Below are 25,286 nucleotides of genomic sequence, written 5' to 3'. Positions count from 1 at the left end.
GGTCAGGGCGCCATGCGCAGCCCGTCCTTCTTCGCGCCCCGGCTGAAGACCACCTTCCGGATCGACGCGTACGCCTCGTCCTGCGCCGCGTCGCCCGCGCCCCTGCTCGCCTTCGAAGCGAGGTTGATCAGGGTGTGGCGCGGCGAGGTCTGCATCATGAACGGGGTGAACTCCGCCTTGTCGACGCTCCATTCGCCCCTGCCACGCTTCGCATCCCTCGGGGGGAGGAAGTGGAAGCGGGCCGCGGTGCCCATGCTGCCGCGCGGGTCGTTCATCTTGCCGGCGATCTGGTCGCCCATCCCGTAGACCACCCACGTTCCGTTGACCTTCTCGTACGCCTGGGGAATGTGGGCGTGGGTCCCCAGGATCAGGTCGATGTCCCGCCGTCCGTGCGAGCGGGAGGCGGTCAGCTTCTTGGCGACGGAGCGCTGGAGCTGGTCGGGGTTCTCCTGCCACTCGGTGCCCCAGTGCAGGCTGGCCACCACCACATCGGCGCCTGCACGACGCGCTGCGCGGGCGTCCCGGATGATGCGTTCGGGCTGAATCAGGTTGACGAGCCAGGGCTTGTCCTCGGGGAGGGAGATGCCGTTGGTGCCGTAGGTGTAGGAGAGCTGCGCGACCTTGGCGCCGCCCGCACGCAGCATCGCGGGCCGGCCGCGCTCCCGGGCCGAGCGGGCGGACCCCACATGCTTGAGACCCGCGGTGTCCATCGCCTTGAGGGTGCGGGTCACACCGTCGGCGCTGTCGTCCAGCGTGTGATTGGAGCCGGTCGAACAGGAGTCGTATCCCGCGGCCTTGACGGAGCGGGCCAGCTGGGGCGGCGTCTGGAAGAGCGGGTAGCCGGTGAACGGCCCGCCATCGGGGCCGTAGATGGTCTCCATATGGCAGATCGCCAGGTCGGCTGCCTGCGCCGGTGTCTTGGCGGCGGCGATCATACGGCCGAAGTCGTAGCCGGAGCCGCCCGCGTCCGCACGTGCCTGCCGGATGATCGAGTCGTGCACGAGCAGATCGCCGGTGGCGAACAGCGAGAACCCGCGCCGGGCCCGCTCGGCGCGCTGCCCTCGGGCCTGCGCGGCCTGCTCCCCCTTGCCGTGTCCGGCCCGGGCACCGTCCCGGCCGGAGCCCGAGCCGGAGCCCGAGCCGCTGTCCGAGTCCCCGCACCCGGCCACGACGCCGAGCAGCGCGGCGAGTGCGAGCGCTGCCGAGGCGCGGCGGACGCCGGTGCAGCGGGGGCCGGTGCGGCGCAGGCCGGTACGGCGCAGGCCGGTGCGGTTTCGGGTGCGGTGGGGAGCGTGGCCGGGCGCGGTGTGGCTGGTGCTCATCAGAGCTCCTCCGTGGCGAGTAAGTCATATAAGTCCGATAAATGCACTGGACGATGACTCGCCTTCGCCCCACGGCAGCGACACCGCACCTACGGCCGAACGGCCCACAAGATGCACCCGGTCAATCGTTCGATGTACCCGCGGATCAGCACCGCCGACGAGGCCCCCGCACCCCGCCGCAGCCGAAGATGGCCTGGTCAACAGCGTCGGCTGGCACACCGTGCACCAGGACGCCGCAGCGCCCCTGCTGGTGCCGCTCTATCTGTTGGTCGCGATCGCCGCCTTCATCGTGATCGGCCGGGTGTCGGGCCGACTCAGGCGCGGGTGACGATGTGCCGGAAGAGGGCGCGGAGGGCGGAGTTCGAGGCGGGCGGGAGGGCTGCCTTGTCCAGCTCGGCGTACGCCTCCGAGAGCTGCCAGGCGGATATCTCGTGCGCCGCGGCGCGCCCGCCCGCGTTCTCGATGAGATCGGCCAGTTCGTCCGGGGGCGGCGGGCAGGCCGGGCCGCCGCCCAGCGACTGGGCGAGGGTGCGCGCTGCCGGGTTGCCGGCGCGCAGCGCGGTGATCAGCGGCAGGCTCGGGCCGCCCTCCCGCAGGCCGCTCATGACGGGCCGTCCGCTCAGCCCCGTACCCGACCAGAGATCCTCGATGTCGCGGGCCGCCTGCACCGCTATGCCCAGGTGGTGACCGGCGCGGGTCAGCACCTCGACGACCCGCTCCTCGGCGCCGCCCAGCAGTGCCCCGCCCGCCAGTGCGCACTCCAGCAGCGAACTGGTGCGCGCCGCCGCGACCGCCGCGTACTCCTCCACGCTGATCCCCTCGGGTGCGCGGCGGCGCAGCGCCAGTTCGGCGGAGCGGCCGCTGATCAGCCGGGACGTGGTACGGGTCAGCAGCCGCAGCACGGCGGCCCGCTCCTTCCGGGCCGCCGCGCCGCCCGGCGCCATGGCCCCCGCCAGCCCTTCGGCTCCGGCTGCCCCTAACCCCTGTGTGCCGGGTGCCGTCAGATCCTGGGTCGCGGTCGCCGCGAAGTCCCTGGTGGCTGCGATCGGCTCCGCACCGTCCGGCCCGGTGCGGGGTTCGTCCGGGCCCGCGCTCTCCGCCCCGTGCCCGCCTCCGTTCGTCCCGTCCGGCTCTCCGGGCAGCAGCAGGCAGCGGGTGGCCGCGCCGAGCAGCGCGTCGCCCGCCAGCACCGCCCAGCCCGTGCCGTAGACCGCCCACACGGCTGAGCGCCCCCGGCGGAGCGCTTCGCCGTCCATGACATCGTCGTGCAACGCGGCCCAGTTGTGGACCAGTTCCACGGCCGCGGCCCCCGGCAGCGCCGCGGCCGTGGAGGACTCCGGCGCCCGGCCGTCCCGCTCCGGCTCGCCCGCGCCCGCCGCGTGCAGGGCGAGCGCCGCGTGCGGATACGGACCCGGGGTGACGCCGTAGGTGGGGCTGCCGTCCGGCCGGGTCCAGCCGAAGTGGTAGCCGCAGACCCGCCGCAGCTCCGGCTGGAGCGCACCGACGGCCTCCCTCAGCACTGGTTCTGTCCGCTCGTGCGCGTACGCCAGCAGGGAGGGTGCGGCGGGGACGTCGGAGAGGTCGTGAGTCGTCATACCGGAGCGGCTTCTCCTTCCTCCGGCCCAGGCGCGCAGAGCAGCGCGAAGCGTGTGGGAATGGTGCGCTCTCAGTAATCGGCTTTCCCTCCCTCCGGCCCCGTGACTCCCGCTCGGCGGGCCCGGTACGAAGCACGCGGGGGCGCAGGGGGCGGCAGAGCGCGGCAAGGGGCAGCACGGCGCGGGCAAGGGGCAGCAGGATGGAGCCCAGCGCGTTAAATGCGGGGGGTGAGCTGCTCGCGGCGTGCAACCCGGGACACATACGCACCGCTCCCGGATGCGGGTGTGGGCGCCAGGGGCGAGAGTTGAGAGCCCGTGCGCCCGCGCTCGGAGGGATCGGCGGGACAGCTGACGTCTCGTATGTACGAAGGGCACGAATCACGTAGTTGATGGGGCGTCAGTCGCGTCAGTGGTGTGCGTGGTGCGGGCAGCGTGATCCGATAAGGCTCGCTCGTTGTCGATATCGACCGTGGGCGGGGGTCGGCTACCGGGATGGACCCGCGTCTTCTGGCGAGGTAGCGTTGAGTCCAGCGGGACCTCTGCGGCAGCCCGGACGCCAAGTCCGAGGAGATGCCGGTCTCATCGTCTCGGTGGCCCAGATGCTGGTCGTCGACGACACCTCTCTCGGCCAGGAATCCCGGTCGGCACCCGATTCGTGTTCGACGCCGAACCGATCGACTCGACCCACTTGCCCGTAAGCAAGCGAGATCATCGCCGCCTATTGGCTGGCTCGCTGGATTCGGCGTCATCGCCCGCCACACACCGAAGCCGTGCAACATCGCCTCGATGCGGGGCCGTTCGACCGGAAACACCGACAGCCCAATCGACGTGCGCGAAAACGTGAACTCCCACGCTTTCCACGCTTTCCACGCTTTCCACGAAAGGAAACACACGACATGAACGACCCGACTCGTATCACCGACGGCCCCGAGCGCCAGATGCTCGAATACATGCTTGACCACAATCGGGCCGAACTGATCGATACGGTGCGCGGCCTTTCTGAAACAGAGTCCCGCCGCCGTCTCGTCCCGTCCATGACGACGTCGATCGGGCTGGTCAAACACGCTGCGTTCGCAGAAAGGAAGTGGTTCCAGCACATCTTGGGAGGTTTGCCGGAATCCGAATGTGACGGTGCGATGGTGGGCGAGGCCAGTTTCTCGGTCAGCGACAACGAAACGGTCGCCGACGTGATCGCCGAATTCGAGCGCGCCGGCAACCGCGCACGAACCATCGCCGCGGACATCGACCTCGACGCCACCCGACAGCACCCCGCCTTCGGCGCCGTCAGCCTGCGATGGATCTACCTGCTCATGATCCAGGAATTCGCCCGCCACGCCGGCCACAGCGACATCCTGCGTGAGCAGATCGGCGCCACCCGTCGAGCAGACGGCACGCTTGTACAGGGCGTTGACTGAGCGACAGAGCACAGGTCCTGCTGCCGCCCTGGTCCGAGAAGGTTCCTGGCCGCGGACGGTGCCTGGGCCGGCTGTGCCTGCGGGGCATCCTGTACGTGGGCCGTGCGAGCCATCATCGGGGCCCCGGTCACGGAAACGCCGTGACCGGGGCCCCAGGATCAGCCACCGCGGGAGGTGCCGACCGCCGCTAGTTCCGGTACCGGAAGACGATCCGGCCGCGCGTCAGGTCGTACGGCGGGAGCTCCACCAGTACCCGGTCTTCCAGCATGATCTTGATGTAGTTCTTGCGGATCTTCCCGCTGATGTGCGCGAGCACCTGGTGGCCGTTCTCGAGCTCCACGGTGAACATGGCGCTGCGCAGGCACTCGACGACCTTGCCCTCGACTTCGATGACGTTCTTGTACTTCGTCATCGCACCAGCTCCAGGTTGCTGGTCATCGGTCGGGCACCGATGCCCTCGAACAGCGCCGAGGCCGCTTGATTGGACTCTTGGACTTCGGCCCAGGCCGCGGCGGACCCGGAGCGGTGCAGCGTCCCCAGCGCGTGGGCCAGCAGCGCCCGCGCGATGCCGCGGCGCTGCTCCCCGGCCCGGACCGCGATCAGCCCGATACGTGGCCGGTTCACGGTCACCACCCGAATCAGACCCAGGTAGCGGTCCGGCGCCGCGGCCACCGCGTACTTCGACGGGTCGACGATGGTGTCGCCTTCGGGGAAGGGAATCACCTCGGCGGGCATCGACTGCCACCCGACGGTCGCCTCGACTTCGTCCCGGATTGCGCGGTCCACCGCCCGCAGCAGGCCCTCGTCCGCCTGACCGGCGGGAACGATCGTCACGCCCGAAGGCGGCAGGACTTCGTCGAGCCCTGTGACCCGCGGGTCGGTCGTCACGACGCACTCCCACTCGCGGCGCCGGATCGTGAAACCGGCCCGCCGCCAGCCGGCCGTCAGCTCGACGTCGGCTTCGTCGACCACCGTGTACAGCGGCGCCGGTAGTTCCGCCAGCATCGCCTCGGCGAGCCGGTCGAACGTGGCGTCGTGCCAGGCGTCGATGCTGACGAACAAGCGTCCGTCGGGCCGGTGCTCCGCATGCCCGCGGCCGACCACCAGGTCGTCATCCAGTGCATGCCATTGCCTGTCCGCGACGCGCGTGATCATCACCGCGTTCTCGCCCAGGCCGGATGGGAAAGGCTTCGTGTTCATCGGAGTCTCCTTCCAGGAGTGCCTCGATCTCAGGCGCTCCTGGCGACACCGAACGTCAGCCGCCGGACCGTGACGGGTTGAGGGAGCACCCATGGGTAACTGTGTTCACGGGTCTCACCTCCATACGACGACTTCACGGTCCGCCAGGACCGTAGCAGCGGGGCGCCGACTCGCTCAAAGCCTTTTCTATGAGCTCGTAACGTACCGAGCCGCTGGGCAGTGGAGCGGACCTACGGATGGCTGATGTTCCATCGCTGCTGTCCCGTCTCGCTGGAGCTGAGGCACGACGGCCGCCTGACCTGGTGTGTCTCAGGTTGAGTGAGATGCCGAGTGTCCGTCTGTCTCGCCCAACTGACTTCTGACTGACTGGCGCCTCGTCGAGCACCTGCGTCCGGACCCAGGCTTGCTGGAAGGACTGAGCCGCACGGCCAGCGATACCTGGAAAATCCTTCGTCCGTGCCGCCGTCCGGATGATGCGGTGGCACGGTGATGAACCACGATGAGGCCGCGACTGTCCGACCGTTGACGCTGGCTTGGGTGGGTCGGCACCTGCAGGCCGGCGAACGGATCGCCAATGCCGAGGAGCTGCACGGCGGCATCACCGCCGAGATGCGGAGGCTGATCATCGGCACACGGGACGGAGGCACCCGTGACCTGGTGCTGCGGACCTACGTCGACCCGTTCTATATGGAGCACGCCGAGGACCGGCTGATTGGGGAGGCCAGCGCTCTGACCTTGCTCGCGGGGACCGGCGTGCCGGCTCCTTCATTGGTCGCGGTTGATCCGACTGCCGCGCAGTGCGAGTATCCGTCGCTCCTGATGACCCATCTGGCGGGCCGGACGGTCCTCGACGATGAAGGAGTGGAGGCGCGCGTTCGCCTGCTGGCCCGTCAACTTGTGGCGATCCACGCGGTGTGCCCTGCTGAGCGGCCCCGGGAATATGCGACGTTGACGACCGCCGACACTGTCGTGGCTCCCAAGGGCGCCGACGCGGCCGTATGGGCCGCAGCGATCGAAGTGATCCGCAGGCCCGCGCCACCCTATGAAGGGCGCTTCCTGCACCGGGACTTCCAGCCCGGCAACGTGCTGTTCGACGTGTCGCCTTCGAACCCGGAAGGCGCCCGGATCACCGGCGTCATCGACTGGGCAGCAGCCTCCTGGGGCCCGGCCGATCTCGATGTGGCGCACTGCTCCGTCAATCTCGCGCTGCTGCACGGCCCGGCTTGGGGTCTGCGGTTCTCCGAGGCGTACGAGGAGGCTGGCGGTGTGCTCGCTGCGAGCGTGAGCGAGCGGCTGTACTGGCGGGTGCGGGACGCGCTGGCCGCCTCGGAAGAAGTGCAGTCGGTGTCGCAGCCGTGGCGGGAGGCCGGGAGGGCAGAGCTGACGACGCGAGCTGTGGAGGAGCGGCTGGATGCCTATGTCACCGCCCTGATGGACGCGCCGGGCTGACACGCGAGAAACAGTGGCAGTTGCCCGGGATTGAGCGAGACGTACGCCCGATGCCTCACATCGACCGAGACTGCCTCCGCTTCAGCGAGACAGGACAGCTGCCTGGCCCGGACTATCCATGGGATGGAACACCGGGAAAAACGACCTCTGTCTGAGAGGGCGCTCGCGGTGCACAGCGAAAGGACGGTCTTGATGCGTAACGCCGGGTCATCCGCGTTTGGCTTCACCGACCGTGATCGTGTACTGGCCCTGAAAGACCTCGCTGCTGCGCAAGTTCTGATCGCCGTCCGCCCGCGTGCCGAGATTGATGCGCTACTCCTCGTTTACGCCGGGCGGCCGGTTACCACTTCGGTTGGTGGGACGCCGAGGGACGGCCCGTGTACGGCGGCGCCGGGGGCCGGCAAGGCCGTGCGTCCCGCGTTCGCCATACTGGCCGGTCGGTCTGCGGATGCACCTCCTGACGCGAGTGCCGGCGACAGGTTCGTCGAGCACCCTGTCCAGATCGAGGAGGGTAGGACCTTGCCGCAAGAGTCGTGTTCGATGTCCCGGTCGAGCCTCGCCGAAATCCGCGCCGCGACTTCGCAGCACGCCACAACCTCGCCTGGCTGCGCACGCACGGAATGCTGCGCAGCGAGGAAGCCGAAGAGGTTTACCGGTCATGGGAGCTCGCGGATCTGGCGGCCGGGTGCTGGCCGGCGGCGACTGCCGAAGATCTCGGCCTCACCCTGGAACTGAAAGCGTTCTACTTCCTCTTCGACGACCAGTTCGACGGGCCGCAGGGCGAGGACATGACCGCCTACGCCCACGAGTTGCTGCGTCGGCACATCCAGTCTGTGCCTGACATCGGCGACTACTTCCACGTCCGCCGCGGCTCGGCAGCGACCGAGTCGGTGACCGACATGATCGAGCGGCTCGACCGCTCCGAAGTGCCGCCGTTGGCCTTCCACTCTCGTCGATCGCCACCCGCCCGACATGCGAGTCGACCAGCCGCTCCAGGCAGGCGCAACATTTGGCGAGCGAACTCGGCCTGTCCGACGAGCATGCACAGTGCCTGGCGCGGTACGTCACCGGGCTGGGGACTGGCTGCGTGGTCACAACGACTGGATGAACGCCACTCCGCGCTGTCGCACTGTGTTCAACCACTCGGCTGCCCAGCCGGGTTACGCGGAAGGGCTGTTGGCATCGTGAGCGGTACGAACCGGACCGAGGCGCCTCAACTACGTGGTGTCGCTGCGCGACCACGGCGACGCGGTGATCACCACCTGGGCCGTACGCCGGTATACGTGCTGAACACCCCCGCGCTGATCCATGGGGTGCTGGTGGGGCAGGCCCGGGCATTCCGCAAGGGGCTGGTGTTCGAGCGGGCCCGGCCGTTCTTCGGCAACGGGCTCCTCTCCTCGGGCGGGGACTTCCACAAGCGGCAGCGCCGTCTGCTCCAGCCGATGTTCCACCACACCAGCATCGACGCCTACCGGGACCGGATGGTCGCGCCGGCGACGGCGCGCGTCGCCGGCTGGACGCCGGGGCACGTCGAGCCGGTCGACGAGCACCTGCACCGAATGGCGACAGACATGATCGCCCACACGCCCACACGCTGTTCAGCAGCCATGACGCCCGCCGGCTCGCCGCCCGGATCGAGGCGTCGTTGCCGAGGTTCACGGCCGGTGTGGCAACTTCCGGTCTCCGGGCACCGGAAGCCAGTGCGGCAGCAGCGTACGGCTTCTTCTGACGGCCACGGACGCCAGAACCGGTGCACCGATGTCCCTGGAGGAGATGACCGACGAAATCATCACCCTCACCATCGCCGGCATCGAGACCACCGCGACCTGCCTCACCTGGGCCTGCTACCGGCTCGCTCGGCAACCCGCACTTGGGGACCGGCCGGCCGCCGAAGCTCCGGCAGTCCTCGCCGGACAGCCCGCTGACCGTTGACACGGATCCTCGGCTCTTCGACGATCCGATGTGTTTCCGCCCCAACCGGTGGCTCGCCCACACCGGAACAACCACGCTCACCGGCATCCGCGGTCTGCCTGCCGACGCGTACGTCCCCTTCGGAGCGGGAAACCGGCGATGCATCGGGGGAGCGTTCGCCACGGCCGAGATGAAGATCGTCCTGGCGGCGGTCAACCAGCAATGGCGACTGACACCACTGCCACGGTTCCGGCCTCGGACCGCCGTAGGCGGCGTCGCGCGCCTCGACCGCCTGCGCTTGATCGTGTCAGCTCGCCGACCTTGACCCGTTGCTCGCGCACAGCAAGGAGTACCTGGTGGCCCGACCCCCGCGAGGAGCTGCCCGTGCTGTCGGCGCGCGGAAGCGTGTCGTAAAGCGGTCGGCGCCGAGAACGCGGGCGAAAAAACTCCGCGCGTTCTTGATATCGGGGACGGTCACTCCGATGTGGTCGATTCCCAGGGCCCATGCGCAGACTGCATACGCGCTCCATTCGTTCCCGATGAGTTCTCGATGAGTTCTCGATGATGACGCGAGAACGGGCGGCCCGCATACGGGAGTTCAGCGTTCGGCCGCCGCTGCGCAGCACCGCAGCTCGCCTTCGCGGCCTCTACAGCGGAATATCCGCGCAAATGATCTTTCCGCTGTCGGAGTGCAGCCGAATGGTGACGTCGCGGGCCAGATGGCAGACGATGGGCCAGCCGAACCCGCCGCCTTCTCCGTCGGCGAAACCCTGCGGAGTGCGGTCCCGGGGAAGCGCCGAACTGGAATCTCCGACTTCGACCGTGACGGCGTCGTGCCCGGCGGTCAGCCGGAAGTCCCGGACTCCCTTGCCGTGCCGGAGGGCGTTGGTCACCAGCTCGGACACCACCAGCAGAACTGTCTCCGCGGCTTCGGACGAAGGCGGCGGCGAGACCGTGGCCAGAAAATGCCGGGTGAGCCGGCGGGCCTGAAAACTGCTGCACAAATAGCGTGTCCGCGCTGTGTCCGCTGCAACACTCTCCGCGTCGCGGAGGGCCGCTGCCTGTTCCATGCCTGTCTCCCGTCTCCGCAGGGCTGTTGCCGCCGAATGCGACCGGACCCGCGAATGTGGGGGTCTTTCCTCTTCCGGCGAGGACTCGCACCTGGGCGAATACCTCTCCGTCCGCTGAACGGTGCCCCGTGTGAACGCTCGAACGGCTGAGGGGTCAGTTACCCGGGGCTTTCGTCTTCATGCATAGTTCGTCGCGGATGGTACGGACCGGGAAAGGTCAGACCATTCCGGAGACTGTTGACGATCATCTCGGCCGACGAGCGCCCGCGGGACTCGGCCGACGATCGCCCGCCGGAACGGCTATCAGGAACGGCTGCACGGCCCGCGGGGTGCGCCCGCCACAGCCCCCGGAAGGTGTCACCATGCCGGGCGGCAGGACGTACGATCACTGTGCAGGGGGGCACTGGCGGACGAGTCGCGGGCAACCGCTCAGGCGCCGGGTTTGGGATACTCGGAGACCACAGGTCCGATCAGGGCGGGACGCGCAGAACACCGGCTCCGTGCCGGGGGACGGAGGCGGAGTGAGGTCGCGGGAGAACGACCGTCTGGCCATCACGCCGCTGACCGTCAAGGACGAGTGCGCGGTGCTCCGCTTCAGCGGCGAACTGGACCGTGCGTCCGAGGAGTTCTATCTGGACCGCATCGGCGCCGTGGTCGCCACCGGGTACCGCCACTTGGTGCTGGACGTGACGGCCCTGGTCTTCTGCGACTCCCGGGGCCTCAACTGCCTGCTCGCCCTGCGGTGGCTGCTCCAGCGGCGGGAGGGCAGTCTGCTGCTCGCCTGTGTGGGGCGGCGGCTCGCCGCGGTCCTCGCCCTCACCGGGAGCACGGAGATGCTGCCCGTCTTCTCCAGCGTCAGCGAGGCACTTCGCTCCCTCCCTGCCGAGCAGCGTCCCGACTGGCCTCCCACCGAATGCGCGGAGCTGGACATTCCGCTGCACAGCCCGGAGCCGCTGGAGACCTCCTGGCAGAAGGACGCCAACCCGCACCTCCCCCTGGACCCCGAGGGCATGGACTCCTAGCCGCGGTTCGGCGTCCCGGCCAGCGCCGTCGCGGTGTCGCGGCGGGAGCCGGGCCGGGTCCGGGTGAAGATGGAGGGTCCGACCCGCACACCCTCCGCGCAGCGCAGCGTCGCCGCATCGCACCCTAGGAACGGTCCATGGAGCAGCAACAGGCCGTGGAAGACCCGCCGCAGCAGTCCTTCGACCAGGCGCCGCGGGTCCTGGAACATCCGCAGCCCAAAGCACTGTCCACCCCGGCTTTCGTGCTGTGGGGCCTCGGCCTCACCCTGCTGGTGGTCGTGCTCAGCCTCGCGGCGGGGTCCGAGGTGCGGCTCGTCGGCCTGCTGATCTTCCTTCCGGCGATCGCGGCGAGCGTGGGCACCGTACGGCAGACGCAGGCCGCGTCCGTATGGGCGACGGCCGGGGCCGTGGTGTCCGTCACGCGGCCCGGCTACCACCTCGACGACGTCATCGCGCTGGTGCTCACGCTGCTCTTCGCCGGGCTCGCCGTCGTCGGGGCGCGCTGGCGCATCGCGAAGGACACCGAGCTGCTGCGGCTGCGCTCGACCGCCGCCGTCATCCAGCAGCACATCCTGCACCCGCTGCCCGAGCTGACATCCCAGGTACGGGTGGACGGGGTCTTCGAACCGTTGCAGGAGGACAAGCTGTTCGGCGGCGACATCTACGACGTCGCCGCCTCCCCGTACGGCACCCGGGTGCTGATCGGCGACGTACAAGGCAAGGGGCTGTCGGCGGTGGGGTCGGCCTTCGCGGTGCTGGGCGGGTTCCGCGAGGCTGCCCACCGGGAGCCGACGCTGACCGGCCTGGTGGACGTGCTGGAGAAGTCCGTGGCCCGCCACAACGTCTACGCCCGGCACTCGGGTGAGCCGGAGCGGTTCGTCACGGCCCTGGTCCTCTCGGTCGACCCGCTCGACCGGGGGACCGGGCAGGCGGTCAACTGCGGCCATCTGCCGCCGTTCCTGGTGCGGGACGGCCGACCGCCGTGCCAGGTGGGACTCGGGGAGACGGGGGTGCCGCTGGGACTGGCGTCGCTGGTGGGCGAGGAGCGCTCGGCGGCCGGTTTCGGCTTTCCGCCGGACTCGACCCTGCTGCTGTACACCGACGGTCTCTCCGAGGCGCGGGACCGGGACGGCGCCTTCTACCCGCTCAGAGAGCGGCTCGCCGCGCTGGCGGAGGCCGCCGGTTCCGCTCCCGGCGGCTCTGCTCCGCAGCTGGCCCGTGCGCTGCGCGACGACGTACGCAGCTTCACCCACCCGCATCAGCAGGATGACATCGCGATCCTCACGTTGCAGCGGCTCCCCGCCTCTTCCCGGGCCACCGCAGCCGCCCATGCCGTCGTACCGACAGGGCCCCACGAAGCGGGACATTCCCACTCTGAGTGAAGGCGGACTGGTACAGCACGGGGCGAGGTGAGGGCTCCCCCGGCCGTTCACTGCTCGCAGCGGGGCCTGTCTACGGATGACGGGGGACGACCGTTATCGTCGGTGCGGACGGGGACGGCGGAAGCGCGGGGGCGTGCCGCCGAGGGGGACACGGAGGGGAGCCGCATGACATCCGGCCAGGGGCGGCTGCTCGCGGTCAGTGATCTGCACGTGGGGATGGCGGCCAACAAGCCCGTCACCGAAGCGCTGCGCCCGCTCACGGACGAGGACTGGCTGATCGTCGCGGGAGACGTGGCGGAGCACTTCGAAGAGGTGGACTGGGCGCTGCGGCTGCTCAGCCGACGGTTCGCCCGCGTCATCTGGACGCCGGGCAACCACGAACTGTGGACACCGCGCGGCGACGCGGTGCAGTCGCGGGGCGCCGCGCGGTACGCGCAACTGGTGGAGCTGTGCCGGTCGTTGGGCGTCGTTACGCCGGAGGACGCGTATCCGCGCTGGACGGGGCCCGAGGGCGAGGTGGTGATCGCGCCGGTCTTCCAGCTGTACGACTACACCTTCCGGGCGCCCGGGACACACACCAAGGAGGAGTCGCTGGCTCGCGCCCACGCCTCCGGGATCGTGTGCACGGACGAGTATCTGCTGCACCCGGACCCGTATCCCGCGATCGACGACTGGTGCAGGGAGCGGGTCGCCGAGACCGAGAAACGGCTGGACGAGGTGGACCCCGCGACCCCGCTTGTGCTGGCCAGCCACTGGCCGCTGCTGCGGGAGCCGACGGACGTGATGTGGTACCCGGAGTTCGCGCAGTGGTGCGGTACGGAACTGACGGCGGACTGGCACACCCGGTACAACGTGGCCGTCGCCGTCTACGGCCACCTGCACATCCCTCGTACCACCCACCACGACGGGGTCCGGTTCGAGGAGGTCTCCATCGGCTACCCCAGGGAGTGGCGCCGCCGCGGCCATCCGCGCGGACTGCTGCGCCAGATCCTGCCCGCACCGGACGACAGCTGAGCCGAGGGGGCGTCAATTCTCCGGGTGATGCAGTTTCTTCGCCCGGCGTACGGTGGCGAACAGCAGTGCCGAGGTGAGGCCGACAGCGGTCGCCACCGGCCGCAGCAGCGACGTCGCCTGCGCCCCCGGATCGAGGACGCCGCTCAGCCCGATCCCGGCAGTCAGTGAGCCGACCGCCGTCAGGAGAGGCGCGGCGTACCAGAAAGCGAAGACGAAGACGCTGGCGTCGCCCGCGGGAGTCACCAGGCCGAGGGACAACAGATCCGTCCGCACCGGCCCGCGTGCTGCCGCCAGCACCGCTGCGGCGGCGAACGGTGGGACACACAGCGGCATCAGCAGCAGCGCCCACCCACCGCCGTGCAGCGCGAACGGCACAGCCGCCAGCAGGGTGAACACCACACCGACCAGCACGGGGACGATCGTGTGCTGGACCATCAGGGCAGCGAGGCGGAACGGCGACCAGGAGGAGCGCCGTATGTCGTCCGCCTCCAGCCGTGCGGTCTCCGCGAGCCTGCCCACCGCGCACCAGCCGAGGGCCAACGCGAGGGCGAGTACGACGATGCGGGCCTTCCCCTCCAGCGCCACCGCGAGCCCCACCGTGCCCGCTGCCGCGGCGGTCCACAGGGCGGCGCTCACCACGCGTCCCGGAGCACGCAGCAGGGCGACGGCATCCCGCCATACGACGACGAGCCGGCGCGAGCGCGGCATCGGCAGCCGACGCCGGCTGCCGGATGCGCCGTCCGCGAGGGCTTCACCGACCGCGAGCGTGGCCGCACGCAGTTCGGCGGACCACAGCACGGAAGCGACGGTGGCCGCGGTGGCGGCGCGCGCCCGCAGCCGCCGGGTGGGGATCGTATCCGCCGTCCGGAAGGCATGCGCGACCGCTGCTGCCGTACCGGCGCACAGCAGCACGAGGGCCGACGGCCAGCCCGCCGCCTGCCCACCGGTCGCGTGCAGCACCGGCAGCGCGGCCCAGCCCCACGGCCCGGACCACAGCTCGACCGCCTCCAGGAGTGCTGAACGCCCGCCCGAAGCCGCCCACGCGGACTGCCCGGCGAGCAGGGTCAGCAGCAGCACGGCGTACGGCGTGAGGACCCGTACCCGGCGCGCCACTGCGGCGCTGCGCTCCACGTGGAGGGCGAGCGCGGCAGCCAGCAGCGGCAGACAGACACCGGCCGGCAGACACAGCCCCAGCGCGGGCCCCAGCTCCGCCAGTCCGGTCAGCCGCAGCAGCACGGCACCGCCGACCGCGCACAGCGCCCCGCCGACGGCCGACAACACCACCGTCAGCCGGAACGCGGGCCGCAACACCTTTGCCCGGCGTACCGGTTGGGACAGCAGCCAGGCCAGGTCGTGCCGCGGCACCAGCACGGGGCCGCGCCACAGCGCGTCCCGCGCCGCGAGCACCGCGAGACCGCACGCGAACAGGACCAGGGCGGCCGGCATCGCGCGGCGGACCGCCTCGGCGGTGCCGTCCTGCGCGGTGAGGTGCCCGAGCCGCTGGACGAAGCGGTAGCCCAGCGTGCTGCCGTAGCCGACGGCGAGCAGCAGCACTGCGTAACCGGTGACGGCCAGGTCGCGGTTGCGCTGCTTGCGGTAGGCCAGGCGCTTGACGTGCAGCCAGCGCAGGGTCTCGGGAGTACGGTCGTCGGCGTCCGTCCACTCCGCGCCACCGGGCTCGGCCCGGGGCTCCTCGGTCAGCTCCGTACCGTCCCGCTGGGCGGTGCCGCTCACCGGGCGCCGCCGGATCCGGCAGCCCCGTCGCCGCCTGCGGCACCGGTGCCGGCCGCCGCGTCCAGCTCGTCCAGCACGGCGGGGCCACCCTCGGCGATGACCTTGCCGTCCTCCAGGACGACCACGTGGTCGGCGACGGCGTGGACGAGCTCGGCCTGGTGGGTGGCGAGGAGCACCGCGACACCGTCGGCCTTCTCGCCGCGCAGCAGCTCCGCGAGGCGGATACGCGCTGACGGGTCGAGCCGCTGCTCGGGTTCGTCCAGGACGAGCAGATCGCGGGGCCGCACCAGGGCCGCGGCCAGTTGCAGGGACTGCGTCTGGCCGGAGGAGAGGGCCGAGGGCAACTGGTCGGCGTGTCCGGACAGTCGGCGGTCGGCCAGCACCTGGTCGAGCCACACGTCCGCGTCGGCAACTCCATGGGCCACGGTGATCAGTTCGAGATGTTCGCGGACGGTGAGGTCCGGATAGAACGCGACGGTGTCTCCCGAGACGGCGACCCGGGCGCGCACCTCGGGGTCGTCCTCGTCGACCGGCCTGCCGTCGAACAGGGCGGTGCCCGTGGTCGGCCGGTCCCGCCCGCAAGCGATACGCAGCAGCGTCGACTTGCCCGACCCGTTGTGCCCGAACAGTGCGGTGCAGGCGCCGGGAAACACCTCGAGGTCGAGCGGGTGAAGGGCGTCCCGCTCCCCGTAGCGCCGGCTCACGCCCGCCAGCCGCAGCAGCGGTTCGCCGTACTCCCCCGTCTCGGCCATGGGTGTTCCCGTCATCCTTTCGGGTAGCCCGGCCGGTGGCCCGGCCGCTCGTCGGTCCGGTGATCGGTCCGGTGATCGGCCCGGTGCCGCATGTGGACGGTGACGGGCTTGCCCAGGAAGGTGTCCTCCCGCCCCGCGATGAAGCCCAGCCGTTCCGCAACGCGCACGGACGCCGCGTTGCCGTGCACGATCATTGCGGTGAAGTAGTCCGCGTCCAGCCGGTCGAAGCCCCAGTCCACGACCGCCCGCGCCGCTTCGGAGGCGTATCCGCGGCCCCAGCACTCCCGCCGGAACGTCCAGCCCGCCTCCACCTCGTCGAAAACCTGCCAGTAGTTGAGGCCGCAGCGGCCGATGAGCTCGCCGGTCTCCTTCGACTCGACGGCACACATCCCGTGCCCGCGCTCGGTCCACTGCCGCTCGATCTCCGCAAGGCGCTCCATGGCCTGCTCGCGCGTGAAAGTGGGAACGAAACGGGTGACCTGGGGATCGCTGTGCAGCTCGACGAAGAAGTCCAGGTGGTCCGAGGTCAGCGGACGCAGCAGCAGTCGCTCCGTCTCGATGACGACGCCGCTCCCACTGCCGTGGGCAGGGAAAATTCGTTCGGTGGGGCCCATGGCGGCCATGCTCTCAAACGATCGCCGGCAGAAATGATCTGGTCACACATGACCGGGGAAGGGTGATCGGTAGCGTCGGCTCGATCGGCGGTCACGGCATGGCCATGACGTCATACTCCTGTCACAGCCAGCGAAGGGCGCTGACCATGAGGCCGGTTGGTTGGATAACCTGCAAGGGCGGCGCACCGCGGTCGAGACGTGGATGCGGGTGACGGGGAGGGACTGTCGATGCCGGATGCTCGGGGGAGCTCCGAAGAGAGCCGGACGCCGGGACTGCGTCCGCGGCGGCTGGTCGACGAGACGAAAGAGGCCGAACAGGAGCGCGGCCGGGGCGGGTTCGCGGCGCTGAAGGAGCGCTGTGCCGGTCTGGCCAGGTCGGCCTGGACGGCCGTGCGGCCCAACCGGCGCCGGGCGACCGGCTATATCGCGCTGTGTTCGGTGAGCGCGCTGGTCGGTACGTCCATCGTGGTGGGCTCGGGCAAGGCGGGTGCGGTGCCCGATCTGGCCGACGTCGGCGCCTGGCTGACCAGTTCCCGTACCGGCGAGGCCGCGCACGCCAACGGCCTCACCGGGGACGTGGACGGCAAGGTGAAGCTGCCCGGGATGGGCGACCATCCGGTCTCCATCGCGCAGGACGGCAAGACGGTGCTGGTCTTGGACGAGAAGACCGGCAAGCTCGTACGGATCGATCCCTCGCAGCTGACTGTCGAGCAGTCCTCGCGCTATGGGACGGGGCTGCAGTTGGTCTCCGGCGGCCGGTACGCGTATCTCGTCGACCCGGTCAAGGCGCGGGTGCAGCGCATCGATCCGGTGCGTACGACGCCGATCGGCGCCCCGGTCGACCTGGGCTCGGGACCGTTGGGCAAGGCGGTGGCTGACCCGAAGGGCACGCTGTGGGTTCCGGTGCCGGGCAAGGGCACGGTCGTACCGTTCCCGCACGGCAAGAAGGCGTCGGGCATCAAGGTCGCGGGCAAGAGCAGCAAGCCCGCCACGCTGGTGATGACCCTCGCCGACGGCCGCCCGGTGGTGACCGACACCAAGGGTGGCACCGTGACGCTGCTCAAGCGCACGGGAAGCGGGATGCGGTTCAAGCTGCCGGACAACATCACCAAGGCGCGGCCCGGTTCGGTGCTGGTCCCCGCGGCGACCGCCGGGGACGTGGTGCCGGTACTGGCGAAGAACTCGGGCCGGATGGCGCTGGTCAACACCCGTACGGGCTCGCTGACGACCGCGTTCGTCGGCTCCTCGAACCACGAGTACGGCACACCGCAGGTGCTGGGCTCGAAGGTGTACGTGCCCGACGAGAGCAACGGGACACTGAAGGTCTACGACACCGAGGAGGCCGCGATCACCAAGCCGGTCAAGGTGACCGGCAAGCCCGGCAAGTTGAGCCTGTTCGTCCGCGACGGACTGCTGTGGGTCAACGACGCGGACAACGCGACAGCCGTGGTGATCAACTCGTCCGGGCACGTCAATCGCGTGCACAAGTACGACACCGATGTGCCCTCCGGCCGTAAGCCCAAGGAGAACGACCGCCCCGGTGACGACGGCAGCCGCGATCCGGCGCCGGGCCCGGAAGCGCCCAACCCGCTGCCCGAGGGCCCCTCGGGGCCGGGCCGGGACGACACGCCTTCTGGCCCTGACACTCCGGCGGAGAAGCCGGGCCGCAGCGACAAGCCCGGCAAGCCCGCACCGAAACCGAAGGCCCCCAAGCCCTCGGGACCGGACGAGGACGAGCCCGCGAAGCCGCAGCCACCCGGCGTCCCGCAGGCGGAGTCCGGCTCCGGCATCATCCGCGTCTCCTTCGCCCCCTCCTCCGGGGTGAAGCCGACGGGGTACCGACTCAAGGGCGCGCCGCCCGGTGCCGAGGTGAAGCCGGGCAGGATCGGCCCCGGCGGGCCGTTCACCTTCGAGGTGCAGGGCGGCTCCTGCGACCAGCAGTACAGCTTCACCGTGGAGGCGGACTTCTCGGACGGGCAGAAGGTCGAATCGGGCCGCTCCGGGCCCGCCCGGCCGTGCGTGGCCCCGGGACAGCCGCAGAACGTCAAGTACACGTTCCCGCAGGGCGGCAAGGGCATCGACCTGACCTGGCAGCCGCCCGCCAACGCGGGGAACGGCACCACGTACACGGTCACCGGCGGGGGCCCCGACACCGACAACAACCCGGGCAACACCGCGGCGCAGCTGCGGAACCTGAAGAACTTCCAGACGTACAACGTGACGATCGCCGCCAAGAACGCGGCCGGCTCGGGCGGCAGCGTCGTGCAGCAGATCGACCTGTCCAACACGAAGACGATCCGCGTCGCCGACAACGTGAACGACGGTGATGACGTGGGCGTCCGCAGCCAGCCCAGCACCACGGCCGGAGAGCGCCGAGGCAGCGTGCCCGCCGGACAGACTCCCGAGCTGAAGGTGATCTGCCAGGTCGAGGGCAGCCCGGAGGAGCACGACACCTACAAGTGGAAGAGCAACGTCTGGGACCGGATCGAGTGGGAGGGCGGCACCGCCTACATCAGCGACCTGTGGGTCGGTACCAGCAACCACAAAGAAGGAAAGTTCTCCCCGGAGGTCTGGAAGTGCGACTAGAAAACCACCAATCGCCCGCCTCCACAGCCTCTCCGGAGTCCGTCGCGCTGCTCGCCCAGTGCTTCCACGCGCTCGGCGACAACATCGAGCGGGTCGTCAAGGGCAAGCGGGACACCGTGGAACTGGCACTGGTGTGCCTGTTCTCGGAAGGACACCTGCTCATCGAGGACGTACCGGGGACCGGCAAGACAACGCTGGCGCGCTGTCTGGCCGCCTCGCTGGAAGCCAGCTGGCACCGGGTGCAGTTCACGCCCGACCTGTTGCCCTCGGACATCACCGGGGTGACCATCTACCGGCAGAACACCGGCACGTTCGAGTTCCTGCCGGGCCCGGTCTTCGCCAACATCGTGCTCGGCGACGAGGTCAACCGCGCTTCGCCCAAGACGCAGTCCGCGATGCTCGAGGTGATGGAGGAGCGGCAGGTCACCGCGGACGGCAGCACCCACCCGGTGCCGCGCCCCTTCATGGTGATCGCCACCCAGAACTCGGTGGACATGGGCGGCACCTATCCGCTGCCCGAGGCGCAGCTGGACCGGTTCCTGATGCAGGTCACCCTGGGCTACCCGGACCACGCCTCCGAGGTCGCCGTGCTGTCGGGCGCGGCGTCGCAGCCGGGCATCGAGCAGTTGCCGACGATCGCGACGGGCAAGCACGTCGCGGAGTTCATCCAGGTCGCCCGGCAGATCCAGGTGGCGCCACAGCTGTACGACTACCTGGTGCGGGTGGTCGCGGCCACCCGGGAGCTGCCCGAGGTGCGGCTGGGCGCCAGCCCGCGCGGTTCCGTGGCACTGCTGCGTGCGGTGCGGGTGCGGGCCGCGTCGCAGGGGCGGACGTACGCGCTGCCGGAGGACGTCAAGGCGCTGGCGGGCCCGGTGCTGGCGCACCGGCTGATCCTCACTCCGGAGGCGGAGCTGAGCGGCCGCAGCAGCGCCGATGTCATCGCTGAGGCGCTGGCCACGGTTCCGGTACCGCAGGCGGGGGCACAGGGCTGATGCTGTCGCCGACAGGTTGGGGGGCACTGGTCGGCGGCGCGGCACTCACGGGGGTCGGGTACGGGTTCGGCTATGCGGAGGCGGCGATCCTCGGGGTCGGCTGCCTGCTCGCGGTGGGCGTGGCTGTTGTCTGGACGGGGCGCTCGCCGCAGCTCGCGGCGCGCCGCCGGGTCACTCCGCGCAAGGTGGCGCGCGGGGACCGCGCCGAGGGCTCCGTCACCCTCGGCAACACCGGCCGCCGCACCCGGCGCGGGCTGGAGGTCACCGACAAGTGCGGCGAGCTGCCGCTCACCCTCCAGGTGCCGCCGCTCGCAGCGGGCGCCGAGCACACCGTGCGCTATGCGCTGCCCACCGAGCGGCGCGGCCGGATCGCGCTGGGCCCGCTGCGGCTGGAGCGTACGGACCCGCTCGGACTGGCCCGCCGGGTACGGGTCTTCGGGCCCGGCGAGGGCGGTACGGACACCCTGCTGGTGCGGCCGCGGGTGTGTCTGCTGCCCGTCCTGCCTTCGGGTACGGCGCACCATGTGGAGGGGCCGACGTCGGACACCGCGGACGAAGGGTCGCTGACCTTCCACGCGCTGCGCGAGTACGTGCTCGGCGACGATCTGCGGCGGGTGCACTGGCGGTCCACGGCCCGCACCGGAACGCTGATGGTCAAGCAGCTGGTGGATGTCTCGCTGCCGCACACCACGGTCGTACTGGACACCCGGGCCGCCGCCTACCGCACCGAGGACGACTTCGAACTGGCCGTGGACAGCGCCGCGTCCGTCGCGTTCGCCGCCGCGCGCTCCAACTTCCCCGTCGATGTGCTGAGCGAGACCGGCCCGGTGCTGCGCACGGACGGCGCGGGCGGCAACGACGCGGAGGCGCTGCTGGACCGGCTGGCGCTGGTGCGCCGTTCGGACCGCGCTTCGGCGGCGGGGGCCTTCGACGATCTGGAGCGGGCGCGCCGCCGCGGCTCCCTCACCGTCATCACCGGCACGGGTGATGTCACCGGGCTGAGCGCACTGGAGCGGGTGCGCCGCCGGTTCGACCGGACGGTGGTGCTGCGGGCCGGGGCCCAGAGTGAGGACGACCCGCACGAGCCGCCCAGCGTCGGCAGCGATGTTCCGCAGCTGCGGGTGACAGGACTCGACTCCCTGCTGGCAGCCTGGCGTTGGGAGGCGGTGCGATGAGCCCGGCCTCCAGCCCCCGTGCCGCCGCGCTGCCCGGCGTGAGCCCCGCGAGCTCCGCCGGTCACGACGGCCCCTCGTGGGCGCCACCGCGTCCGACGGCGGCCGAAGCGCCGGGGCCGGCGCCGACGATCCAGGGCACGGACGACGGGCCGACCGGCAGCGGGCACGGCGGCGGCCGGGTGAGGACGGCACCACCGGCGCCGCACCGGCTGTCGCTGCGCCGCCGCCTGTGGTCGCTGCTGCCCGTCGCCGGGCTGTTGGCCGGTGCGGGGCTGGGCTTCCACCGGGTGTTCCCACCGGGGCCGCTGCTTCCCGTGCTGGTGGTTGCCGTGCTGGTGCCGATGGCGGTCGCGGCCGGGCTGTTCCTGGCGCAGGGCCGCAAGGGACGCCCGGCGCCGCTGTGGCCCTCGCTGGTGCTGGGTGCCGTGGTGTGGTTGGTGACGGCGCGCGTGACGCTGTTCCAGGACTCGGCGGGCGGGCTCGCCTCGGGCGGTGCCGTCGGTGAGGTCTGGTCGGCGCTGCTGGACTCGCCGCATGCGATCCTCACCACGATCCTGCCCGCGCCGACCGGACCGGACTTCCTCGTACTGCCGCATGCGGTGGTGTGGCTGGCCTCGCTCACCGCCACCGAGCTGGCGCTGCGGACCCGCTCGCCGCTGCTGCCCGCGCTGCCGCCGGTGCTGGCCTTCGGCTTTCCGCTGGTGCTGGGCGTCTCGGGGCCCGGCTCCAACACGCTGCCTGCGACGGGTCTGGTGGCCTGTACGGCGCTGCTGGTGCTGCTGCGGTCGCGGGCGGCCCGGCGCGGCACCGTACGGGCCCTGAGCACCGGGCTGCCCGTCGTCGCCGTACTGGCGCTGGCCGCGGCGCTGCTCGGGCCGCGGCTGCCGGGGCTGTCCTCACGCGAGCCGTTCGACCTGCGCCAGGATGTTCGCCCGCCCACCGTCCACCCGCAGTCCACCAGCCCCCTCGACCAGGTGGGTGCCTGGCTCCAGCACCCGCAGACGCGGCTGTTCACGGCGCGGACCGCCGGGAAGGCCCACAACTGGCGGCTCGCCGTGCTGGACCGCTACGACGGAGTGAAGTGGACGGCCGGCGCCGAACTGGCCCGCTCCGGCGGCCGGGTGCCCCCGCAGCTGGGCGCCGATCCGGGCCGCCGCGAGCGCGTGGAGCAGCGGGTGACCATCCAGGACCTGCCCGGCATCTGGCTGCCCGCTGCGGACCGGCCCTCCTCGGTGGAGGTCACCGGCAAGAGCACCAAGGGCAGTGCCAAGCATCAGGGTGACGGGGCCGATCGCGAGGGGAGGCAGCTCGCCGTCGATCCGGCCAGCGGTGTGCTCGCCCTCGGTAAGGGCGGCGCCACCGGTACCCGGGTCAATCGCGGGCTGTCCTACACCGCCGTCTCACAGGCGCCGGTGTTCGACGCGAAGCGGCTCCAGTACGCGGCAGTGCCGAACGGGCCCGCGTACACGACGCTGCCCCGTACCGACGCGACGGGCAAGCCGATCAAGGCGGTCGAGACGTTCTCGAAGCTGGCGGCCACCGCAACGGCCGGCAGCAGCTACCCGTACGAGCAGGCGCACAAGCTCGCCTCCTGGTTGCGCGAGCGCTACCGCTTCGACCCCAAGTCGATTCCCGGGCACGCCTATCGGAACCTGGAGTTCTTCCTCACCACGGGCAAGCACGGCACCTCGGAGCAGTTCGCCGCCTCGTTCGCCGTGATGGCGCGGACGCTGGGGCTGCCGACGCGGGTCGCGGTCGGCTTCCGCGCGGACGGCGCCGACAAGAAGGGCACCACACAACTGACCGGGCGGGACGCGCTGGCCTGGCCGGAGGTGCGGTTCAAGGGCGTCGGCTGGGTGCCGTTCTATCCGACGCCGGGGCAGGCGTCCAAGGACGGCTCGTCCGTCCCGCCGGCCGGCCAGCCCAAGGAGCGCGAGAAGGCCGACCGGGACATCGCCGAAAAGCCACGGCCGTCCGTACCGCCCAAGCAGCAGGACGACGGCAAGGACCGGGACAGCAAGGCGGCACCGGACGACGGCGGCGGACTGCCCGCGTGGGCGTACGCGCCGCTGGCGGTGCTGGTGCTGCTCCTGGCGTACGGCGGCTATGCGGCCTGGGCCCCGTACCGCATCCGCAGCCGGCGCCGTGGCGCCCGCGATCCGGGGCAGCGGGTGCTGGGCGCCTGGCAGCAGATCGTCGACCGGCTCACCGAGATCGGGCTGCCGCCCACCGCGGCACACACCGCGACCGAGGTGGCGGCCTTCGGAACCGGGCGGATCGGCGGCAGCAGCAGCGAACAACTGCCCGCGCTGGCCCGGCTGGTGAACGAGGTCGGCTACGGGGGCCGGACGCCTGACGAGGCGACCGCGGACGCCGCCTGGCGGCACTGCGATGCGATCGAGGAGGTCGTCGCGCGGACGGTACCGCGCCGTGAGCGGGTCAAACGGGCGCTGCGGCCCCGCACGTTGCTACGTCACAGCCGATCAGGAGCACGCCAGTGAACGCCACCCCGAGCTGGGGAACCGCGAAGACGGGTACGACCGGCCCCGCCGCCGCGGCTCCCTCCGCATCCGCCGACATCGCGCCTGTCCTGCCCGACGGCTACCAGCCGCGGCGAGTTCTCGTCACGGGTGCGCACAGCACGGTCGTGCTGTGCCAGGAGGTGTCCAGCGGCCGGGAGGTGGCCGTCACGGTGCCGGCGCCGAGGGTGGAGGACCCCGCGCGCCGCCTCGCCGCGCACTCCGAGCTGCTGGCCGCCGGCGCTGCCGCCAAGCACCCGTGCGCCGCCACGGTCATCGACGCCGGGGCCACCAGCGCTGAACAGCTGTATGTGGTGGAGGAGTTCTGCCCGGGCGGCTCGGCCCAGGACCGGCTGACGGCCTCCGGCCCGCTCCCGGTCGAGGACGTGCTGGTGATCGGCGTACGACTGGCCCTGGCGCTGCACTCCTCGCACCGCCGCGGCGTGCTGCATCTGGATGTGCGCCCGGCGAACATCCTCTTCGACGCCCAAGGCGGCCCGCTGCTGGCCGGGCACGCGCTCGGCCGCGTACTCCAGCGTGCCGTACCGTCCCAGGGCGCCGTCTTCGACCCGGCGTACGCGGCGCGGGAGATGTTCGGCTGGGAGGCCCCGGGGCCCGCCGCCGATGTGTACGCGCTGGGCGCGACGCTGTACGCGCTGCTGGCCGGTGAGCCCGCACGCGCCGAGGCGGTACGCCAGGGTGGCTCGGCGCCGTACGAGGCGGCGCTGGCAGGTGAGCTGCCCCGGCTGCCGCGCGGCGATGTGCCCGAGCCGCTGTACGCGCTGCTGCACCGGATGACGGCTCCGCATGCGGAGGGGCGGCCGCCGCTGACGGAGGTGCACCGCATCCTGCGGATGCTGCTGCCCGTCTCGTGCGCGTCCCGGGTTCCGGATCTGCAGCCGGAGGCCGAGCCCGAGATTCCGCTCCCGGGCTGGGACCCCGCCGACGACGCCCTGACCCAGCCGCCGCCGGAGACGGACGACGACCCCGACTCGCCGGAGGCCGTCGCACGCCGCCGCCGCAGCCGCAACCGGGTGCTGGCCGCCGTCGGGGCACTGCTGCTGGTGGGTGGGGCCGGGCTGGCGCTGTTCCTGGTGCGGTCCGCGAACCAGGCGAAGCACGAGAGCGCCGACAAGCCCCCGAAAAAACCCGCCAGATCAGCGCACCCACTGCCCAGGGGCCAGGTCCCGGACTTCCAGGCCCAGGACGTGAAGGTCACCAGGGTCGGCAAGCAGGTGCAGGTCGTCTGGAGCAAGCCGAAGAAGCCGCAGCCCGTCTACGGCTACGCCATCACCGCGCAGTCCCGCGACGGCGAGACGGTGAAGGTGAAGAACACCAACGCGGACGAGCCGAGCGTCATCTTCTCCTCCCCGCCCGTGAAGCCCGGCTCCTGTTACGTGGTCACCTCACTGGTGCAGACCGCCGACGGCAGCGTGGGGCTGGCTTCTGCGGAGTCGGTGTGTGACAGGGGGGAGCAGCCCGGCTGAGCCCGTCGATTTTTCCGCCGGATCCTGTGGTCGGTGGTTGCTCCCCC

Annotated in this window: 22 protein-coding genes; 12 read left to right on the top strand and 10 right to left on the bottom strand. The window is 71.1% G+C overall.

What is annotated here, in order from left to right:
* Positions 1 to 2 precede the first annotated feature (2 nt).
* Complete coding sequence (locus ACTWP9_RS04170) at positions 3 to 1,322, bottom strand: CapA family protein (RefSeq protein ID WP_443244570.1); 1,320 nt, start codon at positions 1,320 to 1,322, stop codon at positions 3 to 5.
* A gap of 314 nt (positions 1,323 to 1,636) precedes the next feature.
* Complete coding sequence (locus ACTWP9_RS04165; RefSeq protein ID WP_443244569.1) at positions 1,637 to 2,917, bottom strand: polyprenyl synthetase family protein; 1,281 nt, start codon at positions 2,915 to 2,917, stop codon at positions 1,637 to 1,639.
* Positions 2,918 to 3,813: 896 nt separating this feature from the next.
* On the opposite strand from ACTWP9_RS04165, the gene ACTWP9_RS04160 reads away from it, so the two are divergent.
* Positions 3,814 to 4,332: a DinB family protein gene (locus tag ACTWP9_RS04160; RefSeq protein WP_443244568.1), complete on the top strand. Its 519-nt coding sequence runs from the start codon at positions 3,814 to 3,816 to the stop codon at positions 4,330 to 4,332.
* 187 nt (positions 4,333 to 4,519) lie between these two features.
* On the opposite strand, the gene infA is transcribed toward ACTWP9_RS04160, so the two are convergent.
* Together infA and ACTWP9_RS04150 are read right to left on the bottom strand one after the other, a co-directional pair.
* A complete protein-coding gene (infA, locus tag ACTWP9_RS04155) occupies positions 4,520 to 4,744 on the bottom strand; it encodes a translation initiation factor IF-1 (protein ID WP_037734699.1) in 225 nt (74 codons plus the stop codon).
* A complete protein-coding gene (locus ACTWP9_RS04150; RefSeq protein WP_443244567.1) occupies positions 4,741 to 5,532 on the bottom strand; it encodes a GNAT family N-acetyltransferase in 792 nt (263 codons plus the stop codon). Before ACTWP9_RS04150 ends, infA begins: the two co-directional genes overlap by 4 nt.
* 489 nt (positions 5,533 to 6,021) lie before the next feature.
* On the opposite strand from ACTWP9_RS04150, the gene ACTWP9_RS04145 reads away from it, so the two are divergent.
* The gene (locus ACTWP9_RS04145) at positions 6,022 to 6,981 is read left to right on the top strand and encodes a phosphotransferase family protein (protein WP_443244566.1); all 960 of its coding nucleotides are present in this window, start codon (positions 6,022 to 6,024) and stop codon (positions 6,979 to 6,981) included.
* Between the two features lie 656 nt (positions 6,982 to 7,637).
* On the opposite strand, the gene ACTWP9_RS04140 is transcribed toward ACTWP9_RS04145, so the two are convergent.
* The gene (locus ACTWP9_RS04140; protein WP_443244565.1) at positions 7,638 to 7,805 is read right to left on the bottom strand and encodes a hypothetical protein; all 168 of its coding nucleotides are present in this window, start codon (positions 7,803 to 7,805) and stop codon (positions 7,638 to 7,640) included.
* A gap of 393 nt (positions 7,806 to 8,198) precedes the next feature.
* A complete protein-coding gene (locus ACTWP9_RS04135; protein WP_443244564.1) occupies positions 8,199 to 8,564 on the bottom strand; it encodes a hypothetical protein in 366 nt (121 codons plus the stop codon).
* A gap of 175 nt (positions 8,565 to 8,739) precedes the next feature.
* Here ACTWP9_RS04135 and ACTWP9_RS04130 point away from each other — a divergent pair, with 175 nt between their 5' ends.
* Positions 8,740 to 8,913: a cytochrome P450 gene (locus ACTWP9_RS04130; protein ID WP_443244563.1), complete on the top strand. Its 174-nt coding sequence runs from the start codon at positions 8,740 to 8,742 to the stop codon at positions 8,911 to 8,913.
* Positions 8,852 to 9,217: a cytochrome P450 gene (locus tag ACTWP9_RS04125; RefSeq protein WP_443244562.1), complete on the top strand. Its 366-nt coding sequence runs from the start codon at positions 8,852 to 8,854 to the stop codon at positions 9,215 to 9,217. The genes ACTWP9_RS04130 and ACTWP9_RS04125 overlap by 62 nt, the downstream gene beginning before the upstream one ends.
* Positions 9,218 to 9,539: 322 nt before the next feature.
* Here the strand turns inward: ACTWP9_RS04125 and ACTWP9_RS04120 are convergent, their stop codons facing one another.
* The gene (locus ACTWP9_RS04120) at positions 9,540 to 9,962 is read right to left on the bottom strand and encodes an ATP-binding protein (protein WP_443244561.1); all 423 of its coding nucleotides are present in this window, start codon (positions 9,960 to 9,962) and stop codon (positions 9,540 to 9,542) included.
* A 521-nt stretch (positions 9,963 to 10,483) separates the two neighbouring features.
* Here ACTWP9_RS04120 and ACTWP9_RS04115 point away from each other — a divergent pair.
* The 3 genes from ACTWP9_RS04115 (at position 10,484) to ACTWP9_RS04105 (ending at position 13,380) form a co-directional block, all read left to right on the top strand.
* Positions 10,484 to 10,984, top strand: coding sequence for an STAS domain-containing protein (locus tag ACTWP9_RS04115; RefSeq protein WP_443244560.1), 501 nt, complete (start codon positions 10,484 to 10,486; stop codon positions 10,982 to 10,984).
* 137 nt (positions 10,985 to 11,121) lie between these two features.
* Entirely contained in the window at positions 11,122 to 12,366 is a 1,245-nt protein-coding gene (locus ACTWP9_RS04110) for a PP2C family protein-serine/threonine phosphatase (protein ID WP_443244559.1), read from the top strand.
* 165 nt (positions 12,367 to 12,531) lie between these two features.
* Positions 12,532 to 13,380 carry a metallophosphoesterase family protein gene (locus ACTWP9_RS04105; RefSeq protein ID WP_443244558.1) on the top strand — a complete coding sequence of 283 codons (849 nt, stop codon included), beginning with the start codon at positions 12,532 to 12,534 and terminating at the stop codon, positions 13,378 to 13,380.
* Positions 13,381 to 13,392: 12 nt separating this feature from the next.
* Here the strand turns inward: ACTWP9_RS04105 and ACTWP9_RS04100 are convergent, their stop codons facing one another.
* The 3 genes from ACTWP9_RS04100 to ACTWP9_RS04090 are packed head-to-tail and all read right to left on the bottom strand — an operon-like array spanning position 13,393 to position 16,480.
* Complete coding sequence (locus ACTWP9_RS04100; RefSeq protein ID WP_443244557.1) at positions 13,393 to 15,114, bottom strand: hypothetical protein; 1,722 nt, start codon at positions 15,112 to 15,114, stop codon at positions 13,393 to 13,395.
* Entirely contained in the window at positions 15,111 to 15,866 is a 756-nt protein-coding gene (locus ACTWP9_RS04095; RefSeq protein WP_443244556.1) for an ABC transporter ATP-binding protein, read from the bottom strand. Before ACTWP9_RS04095 ends, ACTWP9_RS04100 begins: the two co-directional genes overlap by 4 nt.
* An 11-nt stretch (positions 15,867 to 15,877) precedes the next feature.
* A complete protein-coding gene (locus ACTWP9_RS04090) occupies positions 15,878 to 16,480 on the bottom strand; it encodes a GNAT family N-acetyltransferase (RefSeq protein WP_443244555.1) in 603 nt (200 codons plus the stop codon).
* Between the two features lie 228 nt (positions 16,481 to 16,708).
* Here ACTWP9_RS04090 and ACTWP9_RS04085 point away from each other — a divergent pair, with 228 nt between their 5' ends.
* Genes ACTWP9_RS04085 through ACTWP9_RS04065 form a run of 5 tightly spaced genes read left to right on the top strand, consistent with a single transcriptional unit; the run spans position 16,709 to position 25,239 of the window.
* Positions 16,709 to 19,066: a fibronectin type III domain-containing protein gene (locus tag ACTWP9_RS04085; protein WP_443244554.1), complete on the top strand. Its 2,358-nt coding sequence runs from the start codon at positions 16,709 to 16,711 to the stop codon at positions 19,064 to 19,066.
* The gene (locus ACTWP9_RS04080; protein WP_443244553.1) at positions 19,057 to 20,058 is read left to right on the top strand and encodes an AAA family ATPase; all 1,002 of its coding nucleotides are present in this window, start codon (positions 19,057 to 19,059) and stop codon (positions 20,056 to 20,058) included. The genes ACTWP9_RS04085 and ACTWP9_RS04080 overlap by 10 nt, the downstream gene beginning before the upstream one ends.
* A complete protein-coding gene (locus tag ACTWP9_RS04075; protein WP_443244552.1) occupies positions 20,058 to 21,233 on the top strand; it encodes a DUF58 domain-containing protein in 1,176 nt (391 codons plus the stop codon). The genes ACTWP9_RS04080 and ACTWP9_RS04075 overlap by 1 nt, the downstream gene beginning before the upstream one ends.
* Positions 21,230 to 23,734, top strand: coding sequence for a DUF3488 and transglutaminase-like domain-containing protein (locus ACTWP9_RS04070; RefSeq protein WP_443244551.1), 2,505 nt, complete (start codon positions 21,230 to 21,232; stop codon positions 23,732 to 23,734). Before ACTWP9_RS04075 ends, ACTWP9_RS04070 begins: the two co-directional genes overlap by 4 nt.
* Positions 23,731 to 25,239 carry a protein kinase domain-containing protein gene (locus ACTWP9_RS04065; RefSeq protein ID WP_443244550.1) on the top strand — a complete coding sequence of 503 codons (1,509 nt, stop codon included), beginning with the start codon at positions 23,731 to 23,733 and terminating at the stop codon, positions 25,237 to 25,239. The genes ACTWP9_RS04070 and ACTWP9_RS04065 overlap by 4 nt, the downstream gene beginning before the upstream one ends.
* Positions 25,240 to 25,286: the final 47 nt, after the last annotated feature.

It is taken from the genome of Streptomyces sp. 3N207, from assembly GCF_052246355.1.
In the GTDB taxonomy this organism is placed as follows: domain Bacteria; phylum Actinomycetota; class Actinomycetes; order Streptomycetales; family Streptomycetaceae; genus Streptomyces.
This window is presented reverse-complemented; position numbering and strand designations above follow the sequence as displayed.

Bases quoted from the DNA above. Each gene is read 5' to 3' on its own strand.
- ACTWP9_RS04075 (WP_443244552.1), top strand. From the start codon at position 20,058: ATGCTGTCGCCGACAGGTTGGGGGGCACTGGTCGGCGGCGCGGCACTC.
- ACTWP9_RS04150 (WP_443244567.1), bottom strand. From the start codon at position 5,532: ATGAACACGAAGCCTTTCCCATCCGGCCTGGGCGAGAACGCGGTGATG.
- ACTWP9_RS04085 (WP_443244554.1), top strand. From the start codon at position 16,709: ATGCCGGATGCTCGGGGGAGCTCCGAAGAGAGCCGGACGCCGGGACTG.
- ACTWP9_RS04090 (WP_443244555.1), bottom strand. From the start codon at position 16,480: ATGGGCCCCACCGAACGAATTTTCCCTGCCCACGGCAGTGGGAGCGGC.
- ACTWP9_RS04170 (WP_443244570.1), bottom strand. From the start codon at position 1,322: ATGAGCACCAGCCACACCGCGCCCGGCCACGCTCCCCACCGCACCCGA.
- ACTWP9_RS04145 (WP_443244566.1), top strand. From the start codon at position 6,022: ATGAACCACGATGAGGCCGCGACTGTCCGACCGTTGACGCTGGCTTGG.
- ACTWP9_RS04110 (WP_443244559.1), top strand. From the start codon at position 11,122: ATGGAGCAGCAACAGGCCGTGGAAGACCCGCCGCAGCAGTCCTTCGAC.
- ACTWP9_RS04160 (WP_443244568.1), top strand. From the start codon at position 3,814: ATGAACGACCCGACTCGTATCACCGACGGCCCCGAGCGCCAGATGCTC.
- ACTWP9_RS04070 (WP_443244551.1), top strand. From the start codon at position 21,230: ATGAGCCCGGCCTCCAGCCCCCGTGCCGCCGCGCTGCCCGGCGTGAGC.
- ACTWP9_RS04120 (WP_443244561.1), bottom strand. From the start codon at position 9,962: ATGGAACAGGCAGCGGCCCTCCGCGACGCGGAGAGTGTTGCAGCGGAC.
- ACTWP9_RS04095 (WP_443244556.1), bottom strand. From the start codon at position 15,866: ATGGCCGAGACGGGGGAGTACGGCGAACCGCTGCTGCGGCTGGCGGGC.
- ACTWP9_RS04165 (WP_443244569.1), bottom strand. From the start codon at position 2,917: ATGACGACTCACGACCTCTCCGACGTCCCCGCCGCACCCTCCCTGCTG.
- infA (WP_037734699.1), bottom strand. From the start codon at position 4,744: ATGACGAAGTACAAGAACGTCATCGAAGTCGAGGGCAAGGTCGTCGAG.
- ACTWP9_RS04105 (WP_443244558.1), top strand. From the start codon at position 12,532: ATGACATCCGGCCAGGGGCGGCTGCTCGCGGTCAGTGATCTGCACGTG.
- ACTWP9_RS04130 (WP_443244563.1), top strand. From the start codon at position 8,740: ATGTCCCTGGAGGAGATGACCGACGAAATCATCACCCTCACCATCGCC.